At 47.3% G+C, this 15,534-nt stretch carries 15 protein-coding genes; 11 read left to right on the top strand and 4 right to left on the bottom strand.

What is annotated here, in order from left to right; translation table 11 throughout:
- The first annotated feature begins 6 nt into the window (after positions 1–6).
- Genes D5I41_RS02225 through D5I41_RS02180 form a run of 10 tightly spaced genes read left to right on the top strand, consistent with a single transcriptional unit; the run spans position 7 to position 10,038 of the window.
- Positions 7–675 carry an amino acid ABC transporter permease gene (locus tag D5I41_RS02225; RefSeq protein WP_119008300.1) on the top strand — a complete coding sequence of 223 codons (669 nt, stop codon included), beginning with the start codon at positions 7–9 and terminating at the stop codon, positions 673–675.
- A 12-nt stretch (positions 676–687) separates the two neighbouring features.
- A complete protein-coding gene (locus D5I41_RS02220; RefSeq protein WP_119008299.1) occupies positions 688–1,338 on the top strand; it encodes an amino acid ABC transporter permease in 651 nt (216 codons plus the stop codon).
- The gene (locus tag D5I41_RS02215; protein ID WP_119008298.1) at positions 1,325–2,053 is read left to right on the top strand and encodes an amino acid ABC transporter ATP-binding protein; all 729 of its coding nucleotides are present in this window, start codon (positions 1,325–1,327) and stop codon (positions 2,051–2,053) included. Before D5I41_RS02220 ends, D5I41_RS02215 begins: the two co-directional genes overlap by 14 nt.
- 27 nt (positions 2,054–2,080) lie before the next feature.
- Positions 2,081–2,899 (top strand): MurR/RpiR family transcriptional regulator, encoded by an 819-nt coding sequence (locus D5I41_RS02210; protein ID WP_119008297.1) that lies wholly within the window; start codon positions 2,081–2,083, stop codon positions 2,897–2,899.
- Between the two features lie 35 nt (positions 2,900–2,934).
- Complete coding sequence (locus D5I41_RS02205) at positions 2,935–3,936, top strand: bile acid:sodium symporter family protein (RefSeq protein WP_119008296.1); 1,002 nt, start codon at positions 2,935–2,937, stop codon at positions 3,934–3,936.
- Between the two features lie 10 nt (positions 3,937–3,946).
- Entirely contained in the window at positions 3,947–5,140 is a 1,194-nt protein-coding gene (locus D5I41_RS02200) for an amidase (protein WP_119008295.1), read from the top strand.
- Positions 5,137–6,708, top strand: coding sequence for a gamma-glutamyltransferase family protein (locus D5I41_RS02195; RefSeq protein ID WP_119008294.1), 1,572 nt, complete (start codon positions 5,137–5,139; stop codon positions 6,706–6,708). Before D5I41_RS02200 ends, D5I41_RS02195 begins: the two co-directional genes overlap by 4 nt.
- A complete protein-coding gene (locus tag D5I41_RS02190; RefSeq protein WP_119008293.1) occupies positions 6,705–7,937 on the top strand; it encodes a pyridoxal-phosphate-dependent aminotransferase family protein in 1,233 nt (410 codons plus the stop codon). Before D5I41_RS02195 ends, D5I41_RS02190 begins: the two co-directional genes overlap by 4 nt.
- Positions 7,938–7,957: 20 nt before the next feature.
- A complete protein-coding gene (locus D5I41_RS02185; RefSeq protein WP_119008292.1) occupies positions 7,958–9,199 on the top strand; it encodes an allantoate amidohydrolase in 1,242 nt (413 codons plus the stop codon).
- Positions 9,196–10,038, top strand: a complete 843-nt coding sequence (locus D5I41_RS02180; RefSeq protein ID WP_119008291.1) for a DUF5718 family protein — start codon at positions 9,196–9,198, stop codon at positions 10,036–10,038. The genes D5I41_RS02185 and D5I41_RS02180 overlap by 4 nt, the downstream gene beginning before the upstream one ends.
- A gap of 22 nt (positions 10,039–10,060) precedes the next feature.
- On the opposite strand, the gene D5I41_RS02175 is transcribed toward D5I41_RS02180, so the two are convergent.
- The 3 genes from D5I41_RS02175 to D5I41_RS02165 all read right to left on the bottom strand — a co-directional run bounded on the left by D5I41_RS02175 (position 10,061) and on the right by D5I41_RS02165 (position 13,504).
- Complete coding sequence (locus D5I41_RS02175) at positions 10,061–10,774, bottom strand: DUF1028 domain-containing protein (RefSeq protein ID WP_119008290.1); 714 nt, start codon at positions 10,772–10,774, stop codon at positions 10,061–10,063.
- Between the two features lie 43 nt (positions 10,775–10,817).
- Complete coding sequence (locus tag D5I41_RS02170; protein ID WP_371860124.1) at positions 10,818–12,197, bottom strand: YfcC family protein; 1,380 nt, start codon at positions 12,195–12,197, stop codon at positions 10,818–10,820.
- Positions 12,198–12,268: 71 nt separating this feature from the next.
- On the bottom strand, positions 12,269–13,504 hold the full coding sequence (locus D5I41_RS02165) for a M20 family metallo-hydrolase (RefSeq protein WP_119008288.1): 1,236 nt from the start codon (positions 13,502–13,504) through the stop codon (positions 12,269–12,271).
- Positions 13,505–13,702: 198 nt separating this feature from the next.
- Here D5I41_RS02165 and D5I41_RS02160 point away from each other — a divergent pair, with 198 nt between their 5' ends.
- Positions 13,703–14,443 carry a FadR/GntR family transcriptional regulator gene (locus tag D5I41_RS02160; protein WP_268978185.1) on the top strand — a complete coding sequence of 247 codons (741 nt, stop codon included), beginning with the start codon at positions 13,703–13,705 and terminating at the stop codon, positions 14,441–14,443.
- Between the two features lie 32 nt (positions 14,444–14,475).
- Here the strand turns inward: D5I41_RS02160 and D5I41_RS02155 are convergent, their stop codons facing one another.
- Positions 14,476–15,357, bottom strand: coding sequence for a DMT family transporter (locus tag D5I41_RS02155; protein WP_162892808.1), 882 nt, complete (start codon positions 15,355–15,357; stop codon positions 14,476–14,478).
- Positions 15,358–15,534: the final 177 nt, after the last annotated feature.

Raw genomic sequence — 15,534 nt, 5'->3', positions numbered from 1 at the left:
GTCACTATGAGCTATCAACTAGATATAGCAGGCCTCACTCCTTATGTTCCCCAGCTCCTATCAGGGGCTTGGGCAACCATTCAGCTTACGATCATCTCTACGATTGGTGGTTTGCTGTTGGGGACACTTTGCGCTGCGGGACGCATCAATAAATACCGTTCAATGCGTTGGTTGTGTGCCAGTTATGTAGAGCTGATTCGTAACACCCCCTTTATCGTGCAACTGTTTTTTATCTTCTTTGGTTTGCCAGCGATTGGCTTAAAGCTCACCGCTTGGCAAGCTGGTTCCATTGCTATGGTCGTTAATTTAGGCGCATACAGTGCAGAGATTATCCGTTCAGGTATTGAAGCCGCTCCAAAGGGGCAATGGGAAGCGGGTCGAGTCTTAGGTTTAACCAACCGCCAAACCTTTATGCATATCATTCTTCCACCGGCCTATCAGCGTGTTTATCCTGCCATCACCAGCCAATGCATCATCGTGATGTTGGGCTCGGCGGTCGTCTCGCAGATTTCGGTTGAAGAGCTGACCTTTGCTGCCAACTTTGCCCAATCAAGGAGCTTCCTAAGTTTCGAAGCGTACTTGATTACGGCTCTGATTTATTTGCTGTTATCCATGCTAATGCGTCAAGTGTTTGCCATGGTGAAGCAGGCAAGCTTTAAAAACCCGTCGTTATAGGAGACCCCAAACATGATGGAATTTTCTGATTGGGATATTTTGCGCAATCTAATGATGGCGGCCCGTTGGACCATACTCTTGTCTTTGATTGCCTTCGTTGGCGGTGGCTTACTTGGGGCGGCACTGACCTTTTTGCGTAGCACTAAAAACATCGTCATTACGCGCATTATCCAAGTTTATGTAGAGATCTTTCAGGGTACTCCGCTGTTGATGCAGTTGTTTTTAACCTTCTTCGGTTTATCACTGATAGGGGTTGAGGTAAGTGCTTGGTCTGCGGCTATCTTGTCTCTTACTCTTTTTAGTAGTGCCTTTTTCCACGATATCTGGCGTGGCTGCATTGAAGCCCTGCCAAAGGGGCAGTGGGAGGCGTGTCGTACGCTTGGTCTTACTTATCTGCAAAGCATGCGCCACATTATTGCGCCACAAGCAATGCGTATGGCCATTGCACCTACGGTTGGGTTCTCTGTGCAGATTGTTAAGGGTACGGCCCTGGCTTCGATTATCGGTTTTGTCGAACTGACCAAGGCTGGAACCATGCTGAACAATGCCACCTTCCAACCCTTCAAGGTATTTGCCTTTGTCGCATTGCTCTACTTCGTTATCTGCTTCCCATTATCTTTATTAGCACGTCACCTGGAGAACAAAAATCATGTCACTCGTTAGTGTAGAAAAAGTCCATAAATACTATGGCGAAAACCATGTTTTAAAGGGTGTTGACCTTAAGATCAAAGCCGGTGAGGTGATCTCTATTATTGGCCGCAGTGGTTCTGGTAAAAGTACGCTATTGCGCTGTATGAACGGTCTAGAGACTTATGAAGATGGCGTGATCATCGTTGATAGCCAAGCTGTTGAGGATGATGACTATAAGCTAAGGCTACTGAGCCGTAGCGTGGGCATGGTGTTTCAAAGCTTCAACCTGTTTCCTCACAAAACGGTGGGCGAGAATGTCATGCTTGCTCCTAAGTTGGTCTTAAAAAAGACCCCAGAGGAGTGCAAAGAAATAGCGAAAGAGCTTTTGGATAAGGTGGGACTGGCGGATAAATTTGATGCTTATCCAAGTAACCTATCGGGCGGACAGCAGCAACGTGTTGCCATTGCTCGCTCATTAGCGATGTCACCCAAGGTATTGCTGTGTGATGAGATCACATCGGCACTGGATCCTGAGTTGGTTGGCGAGGTACTCAAGGTTCTAGAGCAACTGAAAGCGGAAGGAATGACACTAATCCTAGTGACCCATGAGATGAATTTTGCTCGTGATGTTGGGGACAAAGTCGTGTTCATGAATGAAGGCAAGGTTTGGGAGTCGGGCGAAAGCACGCAGGTGTTCGCTAATCCTCAAACGCCTGAGTTGCAAAACTTCTTATCAGCCGTTCGATAATATTGTTTCAATTGTTAGGAGTCTGCTATGAGCCCAATTAGCAACCCATTGAGCGAGAGAATCACTCGACATTACTCTGAGTTGACCAAGAGTAATCGCAGGTTAGCCGATTACCTTCAGCTTAATCCTGAAAAGGTATTGATGCTGTCGACGAATGAGATTGCAGAGGCGTGCGAGGTATCCAAGGCAAGCGTGAGTCGATTCATTCGCAAATTGGGTTATGAGGATCACACGGCTTTGCGCAATGAACTCCTTGATGAACGAGACAAGGGCACACCGGTTATCACGGCACCGATGGAAGATAGGGAGCTGCAGCAGGAGTTACGTTCATTAGAGCAACTCTGGGCACAGCTTGGAGAAATGGACCTCTCTGAGATCATACAAAAACTGTCTACAGCTAAGCGCATCAAGATCATTGGTTATCGAAACAGCTACCCCCTAGCGCTGCATTTCAGACAACAACTTATGCAGGCCAGAGGCAATGTTGAGTTATTACCGGTTCCAGGGCAGACCATAGGTGAGGACATTGCTTCTATCAACGAAGAAGACTTTGTGATTGTGATTGGCATCCGCAGAAGGGTGAATCATTTTGCTCAAATCCTCGAGCAGTTAAATGGTGTTGAGACGTTGCTCATCACTGACCAATCGGGGCAAAAATACATTCCCTGTGTGTCGCACTACTTGATCTGCCATATGAACAATCAAAACCCGTTAGATAGCTATGCCGCGCCCATGAGTCTGATCTCCTATCTGGTGAACAAGGCCTATCGCTACCTAGGCTCAGAAGCGGTGAAGGTAAGCGGAAAAATTACCACTCATTATTCGCAACTCGATGAACTTGAATAGCGTCGAAACAATCATAATTTAGAAGAAAAACAGCAATGAACATAATCAGTAAAATTAAGAAAGAATGGTTTCTAGTGGGAATGGTGCTAGCAATCGCACTGGCTACTTTGACAGCCGATGTGGGAAAAACCGGCGGCATTATTCATCTAGATAAACTAACCGGTATTGGGGTTGCGATTGTCTTCTTCTTACACGGTCTTGGATTGGCGCCAAGTGCGATCAAGGCGGGCCTAAGTAACTGGCGCCTGCACCTATTTATCCAATCAGCGACCTTTGTTTTCTACCCTCTACTTTGGGTGATATTTGGTGACGTGTTCCTTGCCTATATGCCAGCAGCATTGGCATTTGGATTCTGTTACTTGTTTGTCTTGCCAAGTACGGTCTCTTCGTCAGTGGCTATGACCAGTGTTGGTAAGGGTAATGTGCCAGGGGCGATTTTTAATGCCTCTTTATCCAGCATTATTGGCGTTCTGATTACGCCATTCTTGATTCAGCTGTTTATGGGCTTTGAAGGTGCAGAGCTCAATCTGATGGACTCGGTGATCTCGATTGCAAAGCTATTGCTACTGCCGATGCTTGCCGGACAATTGGCTCGCCCCTTGCTACTGAGCTTTGCTGAAAAGCACAAGGCTGTGGTGAACAAGGTCGATAAGTACGTGATTCTACTGATTGTCTACAATGCGTTTTGTGACTCGGTCGCTAATGGTATCTGGCACACCTTCTCTATAGGTATGCTGGCCACCACTATCGCTATTTGTGTGTTGGTATTGATGGTGATGATTCATCTGTTTCAGTGGGGAGCACGCAAGAGCAAATTCAATCATGAGGATGAAGTTGCTGCCGTGTTCTGTGGCACCAAGAAAACCTTGGCCGCCGGCGTTCCTATGGCCGCGGTTATCTTTGGTTCAGACCCATCTCTGGGCATGATTTTATTACCTATCATGCTCTATCACCCGATTCAGATTTTCTACTGCGCAGTGATGGCCAATCGTTACGCAAAGAACCATCAAGACGATCTCGTCGCTGTAACTAAGTAGTGGGGTGGGTATGAGTATGAATGAACGTGACCCCAGTATTTATTGTCTGCAGGGGCCAGACCTATTAGCGCCAACTAACCAGGGTGACCTAAGCGATTATCGCTTTGTTTTCAAAGACCTATTCGACGTTGAGGGTTATGTCACCGGCGCAGGAAACCCTAAATGGTTAGACACACACTCAAAGGCTGCGCACACGTCTCCAGTCATTCAGGCATTGCTGTCTAAGGGTGCAGAGTGTGTTGGCCGAGTGCAAACCGATGAGCTTGCGTATAGCCTTAACGGTGACAATGTTCACTATGGAACACCGATCAACCCATTGGCGCCCGATTCGATTCCGGGTGGCTCATCGAGTGGCAGTGCCGTCGCAGTTGCTCTTGGGCATGCCGACTTCTCTATTGGTACCGACACTGGCGGATCTGTGCGGGTGCCAGCCAGTTATTGTGGACTGTTTGGTTTAAGACCTAGCTTGGGTCAATTAGACTTAGAACATTGTTTCGAGCTGTCAAAGAGCTTTGATACCGTAGGGATATTCAGTCGTGAACTCCATGTATTGGCTTCGGTTTTCCAATCTCTGACTACTGATTTACCGCAATCCACTCCAGTTGAAACCCTGTATCTAGACCAGGACTTAGCCGGCATTCTGAGTGCAGAGCGTCGAGCTCAGTTAGATAAATGGTGCGATCATGCGGGCATTAGCATTCAATCCGTTGGCTTCTTGGATGAAATGGGGCTTAGCCTGTCCGCACTGAGTCTGATCTTTAGAACGGTCCAAGGCTTTGAGATCATTGAAAAACACGATCAATGGCTCATCGAGTATGGCGACACGTTAGACCCAAGGATACTTGAGCGTGTGAAATGGGCCCGCTCTTTATCGAAAGATGACTACCTATCAGCGAAGAGTGAACAAGCACGCTTTACTCAAGCACTCACTAACGCAATCAAGGCTTCGAACGGATTATGGTTAATACCGACAACGCCGGCCGGCCCCCCGAAACTAGAGATCGATGATGATTCTTTAGCGACATATCGCACCGAACTCATGGGCTTGACCTCTATTGCAGGTTTAGCGGGTTTGCCACAGTTGCACCTTCCTATGACTGACTTAAATGAAGGCCCAGTTGGTGTCTCTTTAATGGGATTGCCGAACAGCGAATCTCAATTAATCGCTACGGCAAAAGTGTTACTTGAAGAGAGGTCAGTATGAGTTTTCAAAGCGCATTTACAGCGCCCCATGCAAAGGCCGCTCAAGCAGGACAAGCGATCCTAGACGCTGGTGGTACTGCGAGTGAAGCCATGGTTGCTGCCGCCGCCATGGTGTCTGTGCAGTACCCACACATGAACAGCATTGGTGGAGATGGGTTTTGGCTTATCTGCAAGAAAGGCGAGGCTCCGGTGGCCATTGATGCTTGCGGCGCTGCCAGTTTATCAGCCGATCCAGACCACTATCGCAAGCTCAGTGATGAGCTACCGGACAGCGGCGCAACAGCGGCCATCACAATGGCGGGGACAGTCTCGGGTTGGCAAGAGGCCCTAAAGCTAAATGGAGGGGAGCAAGCGTTAACTCAATTACTCGCTCCTGCTATTGATGCTGCAAGTAAGGGCATTGAGGTGACTCAAAGCCTAGTGAACGCCAGTGAGAAAACCCTGACTCGCTTGGGCGAAGATGCTCATTTCTCTGAACTCTACCTAAACCAAGGAGAGCCGCTTAGTGTGGGTGACACGATAACCAATTCAGCACTCGCAAGCACGCTGACCACCTTAGCCAACAACGGCTTAGACGATTTTTATCGAGGTGAGATTGCGCAAAAGATGGCCTCAGACCTGCAAAAGGCGGGCAGTCCAATTAGCTTGCAGGATTTTCATGCACATCAGGCTCGGGTTTTGTCAGCGCTTACCACAAGCATTTCGAAGGGAAAGTTGTTCAATTTCGGCGCACCCACTCAGGGGGTTGCTTCATTGTTGATCTTGGCCATCTATGACCGACTTGTTAGCAAAGCAACACTAGAGATCGACCATATACATTTGCTAGTAGAGGCAACCAAACAGGCATTCATTATTCGAGACCAGGTTGTCACAGACGAGGTCTATCTGGAGAAGCCTTTGCAATCTTGGCTTAGCGATGAGGTGATTGAGAGGTGTGTATCCGATGTATCAATGACATCAGCAAAGCCTTGGCCTCACATAGCTGAACCTGGCGATACCATCTGGATGGGAGCGACTGACCAATACGGCACTATGGTGAGCTTTATCCAAAGCATTTACTGGGAGTTTGGCTCTGGTGTGGTTCTGCCACAAACCGGTGTTCTATGGAACATCCGCAGCAAGAGCTTCTCGCTCGATAGCAACCACCATAATGCACTACTGCCGGGCAAAAAGCCGTTTCATACCTTAAACCCAGCCTACGCAGAACTGAATGACGGTCGCCGAATGGTGTATGGCACCATGGGTGGAGAGGGGCAACCTCAGACTCAGGCCTGTTTGTTCAGCCGATACCTGTATCAAGATGTCAGTCTCGGCGAATCAGTGGCGCAACCGAGATGGCTTTTAGGGCGAACCTGGGGTGACTCAACCACCAACTTGAGACTAGAAGAAACACTCTATGACGAGCATGCAACTGCCCTGACTCAATTAGGGCATGAAATCACAGCAGTAGCTGATCAAAATGAATTGATGGGACACGCCGGAGCGATTGTGCAGCACCCCACTGGCGATGCGTCTGCAACCAGCGATCCCCGTAGCGACGGCACCTATTTACTTGGAGAACAATCATGACCAATAACACGCTTTTTGAAACCCTTAATCCACCTCAACGACTGTTAATGGGACCAGGCCCAATCAATGCCTATCCACGTGTGCATCAGGCACTATCAGCGTCTTTGATTGGTCAGTACGACCCTGCAATGACCAACTACATGAACCAAGTACAAGCGCTCTATCGCGGTGTCTTTCAAACCCAGAATCAGCAAACCATGCTGGTGGACGGGACCGCTCGCTCGGGTATTGAGGCGGTTCTAGTGTCTGTATTGCAGCCAGGAGACAAGGTACTCATCCCTGTAATTGGTCGTTTCGGTCACCTGTTGTGTGAAATCGCTCAGCGGGTTGGGGCTAAGGTGAAAACAATTGATGTTGAATGGGGCGAGGTGTGTCAACCCGAGCAGATTGAGCAAGCTATCAAGGAATTTCAGCCTAAGTTACTCGCAACGGTTCAGGGTGATACTTCAACCACAATGAACCAACCCCTCAAGGAAATGGGCGAGATTTGTCAGCGCCATGATGTGCTTTTCTATTGTGATGCAACCGCATCTGTTGCGGGCAATGAGCTTAAAGCCGATGAGTGGCACCTTGATGCCGTATCGGTGGGATTACAAAAATGTTTAGGTGGGCCATCAGGTAGCGCCCCTATTACCCTAAGCGATCGCTGTGCTGAGGTGATTAATCGCCGCAAACACATAGAAGCGGGTATCCGTGCTGAACATCATGTGGCGGGTGATGAGGCTATGATTCAGTCCAATTACTTCGATCTAGCAATGGTGATGGATTATTGGGGGCCAGAGCGTCTTAATCACCACACTGAAGCAACCAGCATGCTGTATGCAGCTCGAGAGTGTGCTCGATTGTTCTTGGAGGAGGGTGTCGATCAAGTGGTTGCTCGCCATAAGAAAGCGGGTGATGCCATGGCCTCTGGCTTGCGCGCTATGGGTTTAGAGCTATTCGGTAACCCTCAATATAAGATGAATAACGTGGTGGGTGTTTATATTCCGCAAGGCCTAGATGGTGAAGCGGTTCGTCAAGAGTTACTGCATTGCTTTGGTATTGAGATAGGCACCTCGTTTGGCCCTCTACATGGAAAGATCTGGCGTATTGGCACCATGGGTTTTAATGCCAGACAAGAATGTGTGCTGTCCACCTTAGCCGCACTGGAATCTATCTTGATCAAGCACAGAGCAAAAATTATTCCTGGGCAAGCTGTGGTTGCTGCGATGGACTTTTACACTGACTAATCCAAGAAGGGTCTTGATTAATGACGCAAGGTAGCGGCGGAACAATTCTACAAAAGGCTGACCAATTAGCCAGCTTTAGCGCAATGGAAAATGGACTGACTCGGGCTTACCTGACTCCAGAGCACAAACAGGCCCATCAACAACTCGCTGACTGGATGACAGAGGCGGGCTTGGAGGTTTGGCAAGACAGCGTTGGCAATCAATGGGGAAGGAAGCTGGCCAGTAATCCAACGCAACCAACCCTAGTCATTGGCTCGCACAGCGACACCGTGGTCAATGCAGGAAAATACGATGGCAATCTGGGTATTTTGTTGGGGTTAGAAGCTTTACGCCAATTGCAAGACATTGAGTTGCCTTATCATGTTGACCTAGTCGCGTTTGCCGATGAGGAGGGAGTGCGCTTTAACACAACCCTTATCGGATCGAGCTCGGTGGCAGGGTGTTTTCAGCCAGCTTGGTTGGACATCAAAGATGACAACAATGTGGCTATGGGTGAGGCGATGCTGGACTTTGGATTATCACCAGAGCTTGCAGGGCAGGATGCTCGCTCTCCTGAAGAAGTGAAGGCGTATTTAGAGGTTCATATCGAGCAAGGACCAGTGCTTGAAGACGCGAATCAAGCCGTAGGTGTAGTAACAGGCATCGCGGGTGCAAAGCGCTTTCAGATTGCGGTTAAGGGCATGGCAGGACATGCTGGCACTGTGCCTCATGAATTACGCCTTGATGCCTTGTGTGGCGTTGCTGAGATGATAAGCGCGATTGAAGCATACGGCCTCAAATACAATGTGGTTGCGACGGTCGGTAAGTGCGAGGTGAAACCAAGTGCTGTGAATGTGATTCCCGGTGAGGTGAATTTTTCACTGGATATTCGAAGTGCGGTGCAACAAGACTTGGAGCAAGCATGCACTGAACTGTTTAGCCAACTTGAAGCTATTGCTCATCGAAGAGAGCTACAACTTAGCCATGAGCTAACCTATCAAGCCCAAGCTGTTCCCTGTGATTCTAAGCTACAGCAACAATGGGCAGAGGTTGTAGAAATACAAACGGGGACACCGGCGAGTTTTCTAGCCAGTGGTGCCGGGCACGATGCCATGGTTATGGCCAATATTACCGACATTGGCATTTTGTTTGTACGCTGTGAAAAGGGCATCAGTCATAACCCAAGAGAGCAAGTCAATGAACACGATGTTGGCGTTGCCTTGGAGTGCTTGGTTGAGATGATCAAACGCGTTTCATCTCAAGATACAGTGAGCTCAACATGAACAGTAGGTTAACTATTTCGGGCTTTGGGATTGCAGGTAACAGCGCAGGTCATCTCGATCAAACTGGAGAGATCACAGCGCTTGATATTAGTGATGGTGCGGATAAGCCTCGTGCTCTGTTTCCCTTTTTCTTACCTAAAGCGAGCGATGACTATTTGTCATTAGACCCTTATTCATCGGACACCTTATTGCTACCAAAAAACGGTGATGCAAGGGTGCAGATGGAAGCGGAATTAGCCGTGCGCTTTGAGGTTGTTTATGGGGACGGTGGGCGAGTGCAGAAGCTGACGCCCCTGGCAATGACTGTGATTAATGATGCCACTTATCGAAACTGTCAGGCTGTGAAGCTGGCTCAAAAGAAGAACTGGGGAAGCGCATCTAAAGGGCTAGCCAGCTCTGAGATTGGTATAGATAGCTTCGATGAAGGCAGCGGCATAGAGCACTACCGATTGTGTGGTTTTCATTATTCAGAGGGCACTTGGGGTTTAAATGGACGCGACACATCAATCACGGACTATACCGTTTTTTACCACGAACTAATCCAGTGGATTGAGAGACAAATCGAAGCACAGAGAGACGAGGGTGCAATGCATGATATTCAGACTTTACTGAAAGAGTCTGAATACCCAAGATGTATGTATGTTGCCGTGGGAGCGGTGAGATACACTGAACTTGGAGAGGCTCATCATCTTAAACCCAGCGATAAAACGGCCGTTGTTCTCTATAGCGATAAAAGCCATACCCTTGAAGGGATTCGCACTGATTTAGAGAATGGTTCACTCTTTTCGGGTGACGATATTGTTGGCTTAATTCAGGAAGTCAAAGCGACAACTGGGTGAGCATATCGCTTTGATTGATCGGCTAGATCTGGATGCTAGACGGAAGCTGAGACAAAAACTCTTGAAATGAAGGTGCTTGAACCCGTGATAGCACCTTTCTCATATCTTGAATGATGTCTCCGTCGGTCCAGTCGACGCGAATATCAATTGGAGCCTGATCAAGAGATTCAATTCTCATTGAAGCAGAAAATGTGCCTCGCTTATCTCCCCCAGCCTCGAGCGCACTGGACAATGAATCGATTAGAATGTGCGGGAGCTGTTGTTGATAGCTCTCTTGATAGCTCGGATGTGCATCGCTTGCCAGTACATCTCCTGAGTTCACACAGGCTTGTTTGATAAAGTGGGTATAAAACTGCTCAATCACGGCACGACTTTCTAACATGTTGCCAGCAACGCCCGTGTGCAAAGTACCCATATGTCCGACATAGGGGATATTTTCTTCCCCATCTAGCGAGGCTATCTTGCCTTGGTTATCAATGACCATGCATTGACGCTTGGCACTTTCACTATCAAGTTCACGAATCTGAGCAATCAGGCTTTTGGCACTGCTCCCGTTTTCGAGTTGTTGTTTAACGAACTCTGGATACCAAGGGTTCGTAAAAAGGCCTTGAGTGACACAAGCGCCTAAACTCCGCCAAGAGTGATTTACGTATCCGCCAACACTGGGGCCTCCCGTTGCGGTAATAGAGGCTGATAACCCGAGTTGTGGATTGAAGTGTATTAGCGAGATTGTCATTTAAACATTAAGCAGGGGAGTTATCTCCCCCGCTGACTCCAAATTAGTAACCGATGAGCTGGCCAATGAAGAGTGCTACCCAGCACAATGCATAGACAAACAACATGAAAGGAAGGATGGCTTTTAGCCAGCGTTCGTAAGAAACACCACCTAACGCAAGCATCGCAAGAGTACCACCAGAGGTAGGAACAATAAGGTTTGTTAGGCCATCACCTACCTGGAAAGCGGTGATCATAAGTTGGCGACTCATGCCGGTTAAATCAGCAACAGGTACCAAGATTGGCATGGTCACCATTGCTTGGCCTGAACCACCAGGGATGAATAGGTTGATAACGCCCTGAACCACACTAGCGACAATCGCTGAGATAGCGATAGGCATGTCTTGGATTAATGAGCTTAAGCTATGAACTATCGTATCGATGATCTGAGCATCGTTTAGAATTACTTGAATAGAAGCCGCTACACCGATAACTAATGCACCAGAGGTGACACCAGACGCACCCTCCATCATTTGCTTAACAATACCATTCGCACCTAGGCCATTGATGGCACCTATGCTGATGGCCATTAACAAGAACAAACCTGCTATTTCATTGATGTACCAACCATTGGCGAACACTCCATATAGCATCACACCTAGGCCAATTAAGAAGGCTGCTAGGGTTAACTTATTTCGCCCCGTCATGCTGTACTCTGAAAGGTCTTTAGACAGGCCAGTGTCGGCGCTTTCTTCGTCCATCTTGGCGACTCTGGTGCAGATGTAATAAGAAAGAAGAGCAAGAGATGATAGAACTAGTATGGTACGAAGCCCTGCGCCAGAAAAAATAGGCAGTTCTGCAATACCTTGAGCCACACCAATGGTGTATGGATTGATTGGGGATAGCGCAAAGCCAATACCAATACCGCCTACAGCCATGGCTGTTCCTACCAGACGAGAGTACCCAACCGCCGAGGCGATAAGTACTGCGACCGGCACTAAGGCAATATTGTTTTCAAAGCCTACAGCAACACCGAAGAAGCCATAGATAAAGGTACCTACAGTGATGATAAGGTTACGGTTTTTAACCCCAACTTTATTAACAGCTACACCAATCGCATTTTCTAGTGCACCAGAGCGCTGCAAAATATGAAACAGGCCACCGGCAATAAATACAATGAATAGGTAGGGTGCTGCACTGATGAGGCCTTGTGGGATTGCTACAAAGATATCAAATACGTGCAGGCTTGGCGCATTTTCAATAACATGAAACGACCCAGGAACGACTGTCGTTCTTCCATCAATAATGATGCGCTCAAACGTTCCTGCGGGTACCAAATAGGTCAGCAGGAAGGTCGCCACTAAGATACCAAATATCAGTACCATAGGGTCTGGCATCGTTCGATACCACGGTTGATGATTAGCTTGAGTGTTTTCTTTGGTCATTTCCATGTCCCAATATCTCCATAAACAGTAGTTGAAACTGAAGGCCTAGCCTTAAAGTTAAACGCGAATAATTAAACTGATTGGCAAAAATGCTCCAGAACTTGAAGCGAGACCAATAGGTCTTGTTGCAGAATTGACTCGTCTGGGTGATGGCTGACGCCATCCTTACAGCGCACAAATAGCATGGCGATATCGGTCAGTTCGCACATGGCTAAACCATCATGTCCAGCACCACTGAACATTACCTTGCTTGCAATGCCACAGGATTCAATCGATTGAACTAAGCGCTGAGACAGTTCCTCTGAGCAGGTTACTGCTTGTTGTTCGTAGGTTTGTGAATGTGTGTAATTCAGGTTTAGTGCGTTCAGTGTGGTATCAATTTGTGAGAGTAACTGCTCTCTAGCTTGAACGCGCTTACTATCAATAGGAGAGCGTAATTCTATGGTGATGTCTGTCTGCTGAGGGATGACATTCACTCCATTTGGGAAGTTACTTATCTTACCAACCACGCCCACGAGATCTTTGTCGCTCTTACAAAGCGCATCAAATGAGGAGATTACTTGAGCGGCTCCCACCAGTGCATCTTGTCGTGCGTTCATTGGGACTGTACCGGCATGCCCAGCCTTGCCAACAATACTAAGAGTGTGGCGTTCAATACCTGTGATTGCTGAAACAACGCCAACAGGAAGACCTGCGGATTCTAACTGAGGCCCTTGCTCGATATGTACCTCAACAAAGCCAATGACGTCTTCTTTGCTGTAGGCATCATCATGAATTAGCTCTGGCTGACAACCAAAATCAGTTAATGCTTGTTGCAATGAAACTCCATCTCGATCCGTGCTATCTAGCATTGAAGGCTCAAACGTACCAGCAATAGCTTTAGAGCCAAGCAAGGTTGATTGGAAACGAGTCCCTTCTTCATCACTAAAGGCGATGACATCGATATTGTATGGTAGCTGAGTACCTTGTTGGTTGAAATAATGCACCAAGGCTATAGGCAAAACCACACCGAGAATACCATCGTATTTACCACCATTAGGCACGGTATCTTGATGGGAACCAAAGATTAGAGTCTTAGCATTTGGAGTCTGACTTGAGTAGCGACCAATCAAATTACCTGCGTTGTTGATGTGGGTCGTCATCCCAGATTGCTGCATGTAACCTGTTAGGAGTTCGAGTGCTTGAGTGTGCTCTTTCGTTGCACACAAGCGAGTGACGCCTTCACGATCTGGTTCAGCGGTTTCACTGCATTGAGCTAATTCTTCAAGCCATTGCCACGCTAATTGAGAGGTTGATTCTATGGTCACTTTTCGTTCCTTGTGTGGTAGTAATTATGCGGTTTATCATGATAATTAATCAATAAACTACCTATTTATCATGATAAATGCAATCTATGCTTAAAATTCACTCGTTTGATGTTTTTTGTCATACACGGATACAACACAGGAATTCAGTAGGGTAAACTGCTGTAAATCAAACAAAAAAACGCTACAGGAACTGGGGCATTGACGAATAAAACACGCCGAACCGAGCGGGTCGCTTTAGCGATAAAAGACTGGATAATGGAACACAAATTATTGCCAGGTGATCGCTTGCCGAGCGAAGTGGAGATGATTGAGTATTTTGATGCCTCAAAGAGTACGGTTCGAGAGAGCATGAGAATGCTTGAGGCTCAGGGCTTGATTGCTACCAAGACAGGTCCAAAAGGCGGTGCGTTTGTTAATGAAGTACCTGAATCTAGGATCAATGTAATACTCAGTAACTATCTGTTTTTCAAAGAGACTTCTATTAAAGATCTCTATCAAATGCGGATAGCATTGGAGCCAGCGCTGGTGGAGGATTTAGCGGGTACCCTGAGTAAGGAACAGCTAGCAAATCTGCGTCAGCAAATCCAAAAATACGCACTGCCTCCAGAAGATACTGAGCAAGAACGCCAGCACCACATTGAATCATTAGAGTTTCATAGAATGCTGGCAGATTACTCGAACAACGAATTGCTAAAACTAGTGATTCGTTTCACAGCACAAATGCTTTCAGACTTAACCATTTATAAACGTCTGTACCAACCTAAAAACTATCAGTTGTGGAAAAATGGACTAGACAGCCATCTTGAACTCTTGAGCGCCCTACAAGTAGGGAATGGCGAAAAAGCAGGCTTGATCATGAAACGTCACATGCAATCTGCGATGGAGTTTATGGAGCAACAAGAAGTACAGATGACCCGCCGGTTTATGCAGGAGTCTTAGTGCTTAGTCTATTCGTTACTTTGGTTTGAAACCTATTGCCACATAACAAGGCCTGCAGCAATACCAACCAAGACGAGAGCGAATATATCCTTTTTAGGAATACTCTCTTTTAGGTAGAAATAGGACACAAGCAAGGTGAAGAATATTTCGACCTGACCCAGTGTTTTGACATAAGGCACAGCTTGTAGAGACATAGCACTAAACCACCCAAAAGACCCGACAAAGCTTGCCACGCTGGTCATGATCACCAGTTTTGGTTTGCTCATCATCTGCTTTAGAGTTTGTCGGTCCTTGACGAGTAAATAGGCAGTTAAGATGACGGTCTGCATTAATATGACGATAAACAACACCCAAGCTGCTCGGTGAGGAAACGGCAATTGCAGGCTAAGGCTAGCCTCTCTAATCCAAAGTGAGGTTAAGGCAAAGGCGCTACTACAGGCTAAACCTAAGGCCGCAGTGTTCAATGAGATGCTTCTAAACCCTTGCGGGCAGCTGAGAATTAGCACGGCAACACCACCGACTAACACCCCAACCCAGCCAAGTAGCGTCAAGCTAGTACCAAAAAATAATACCCCTAAAAATGCAGAAACGGGTGCCTCTGATTTAGCCAGCCCTGCACCAATGGCAAAGTTCTTCTGCTTAAACAGCACCACCATAAGTGCGGTGGCAATGATCTGCATAACGGATGCACCAATCAAAAAGAACCAAGACTGCCCGGAGAAGGTTGGTAGCTCTACCGGCTGCCATTGATAGAGCGAAACAAGGTAAATGAGTGCAAGGGGACTTGCCCAAAGAAAGCGGGCTAGGGTAACTCCCGTCACATTTAGTGTCTTACTAAGCTGGCTTTGAAAGGCGTTACGCCATGACTGACTAAAGGCGGCAATAAAGGTAAAGAGTATCCAGCTCACGTTCATCCCTGAGTTAAAATTTATGCTTCCAACCATCCTACAGTGCCACAACTGGATGACAATACCCACAGCGTCATGCTGATGAAAGTTAGAGTCTTAAAAATGTCTAACTCAAACATCATACTTACTGCGGTTCTTGCTCCAGGCCAGAATGATGCATTTGTTTTAACGCAATAGATAGTA

It is taken from the genome of Vibrio superstes (assembly GCF_003569005.1).
Classification (GTDB): domain Bacteria; phylum Pseudomonadota; class Gammaproteobacteria; order Enterobacterales; family Vibrionaceae; genus Vibrio; species Vibrio superstes.
The sequence above is the reverse complement of the archived record's forward strand: the minus strand, read 5'-3'. Positions and strand labels throughout refer to the sequence as shown.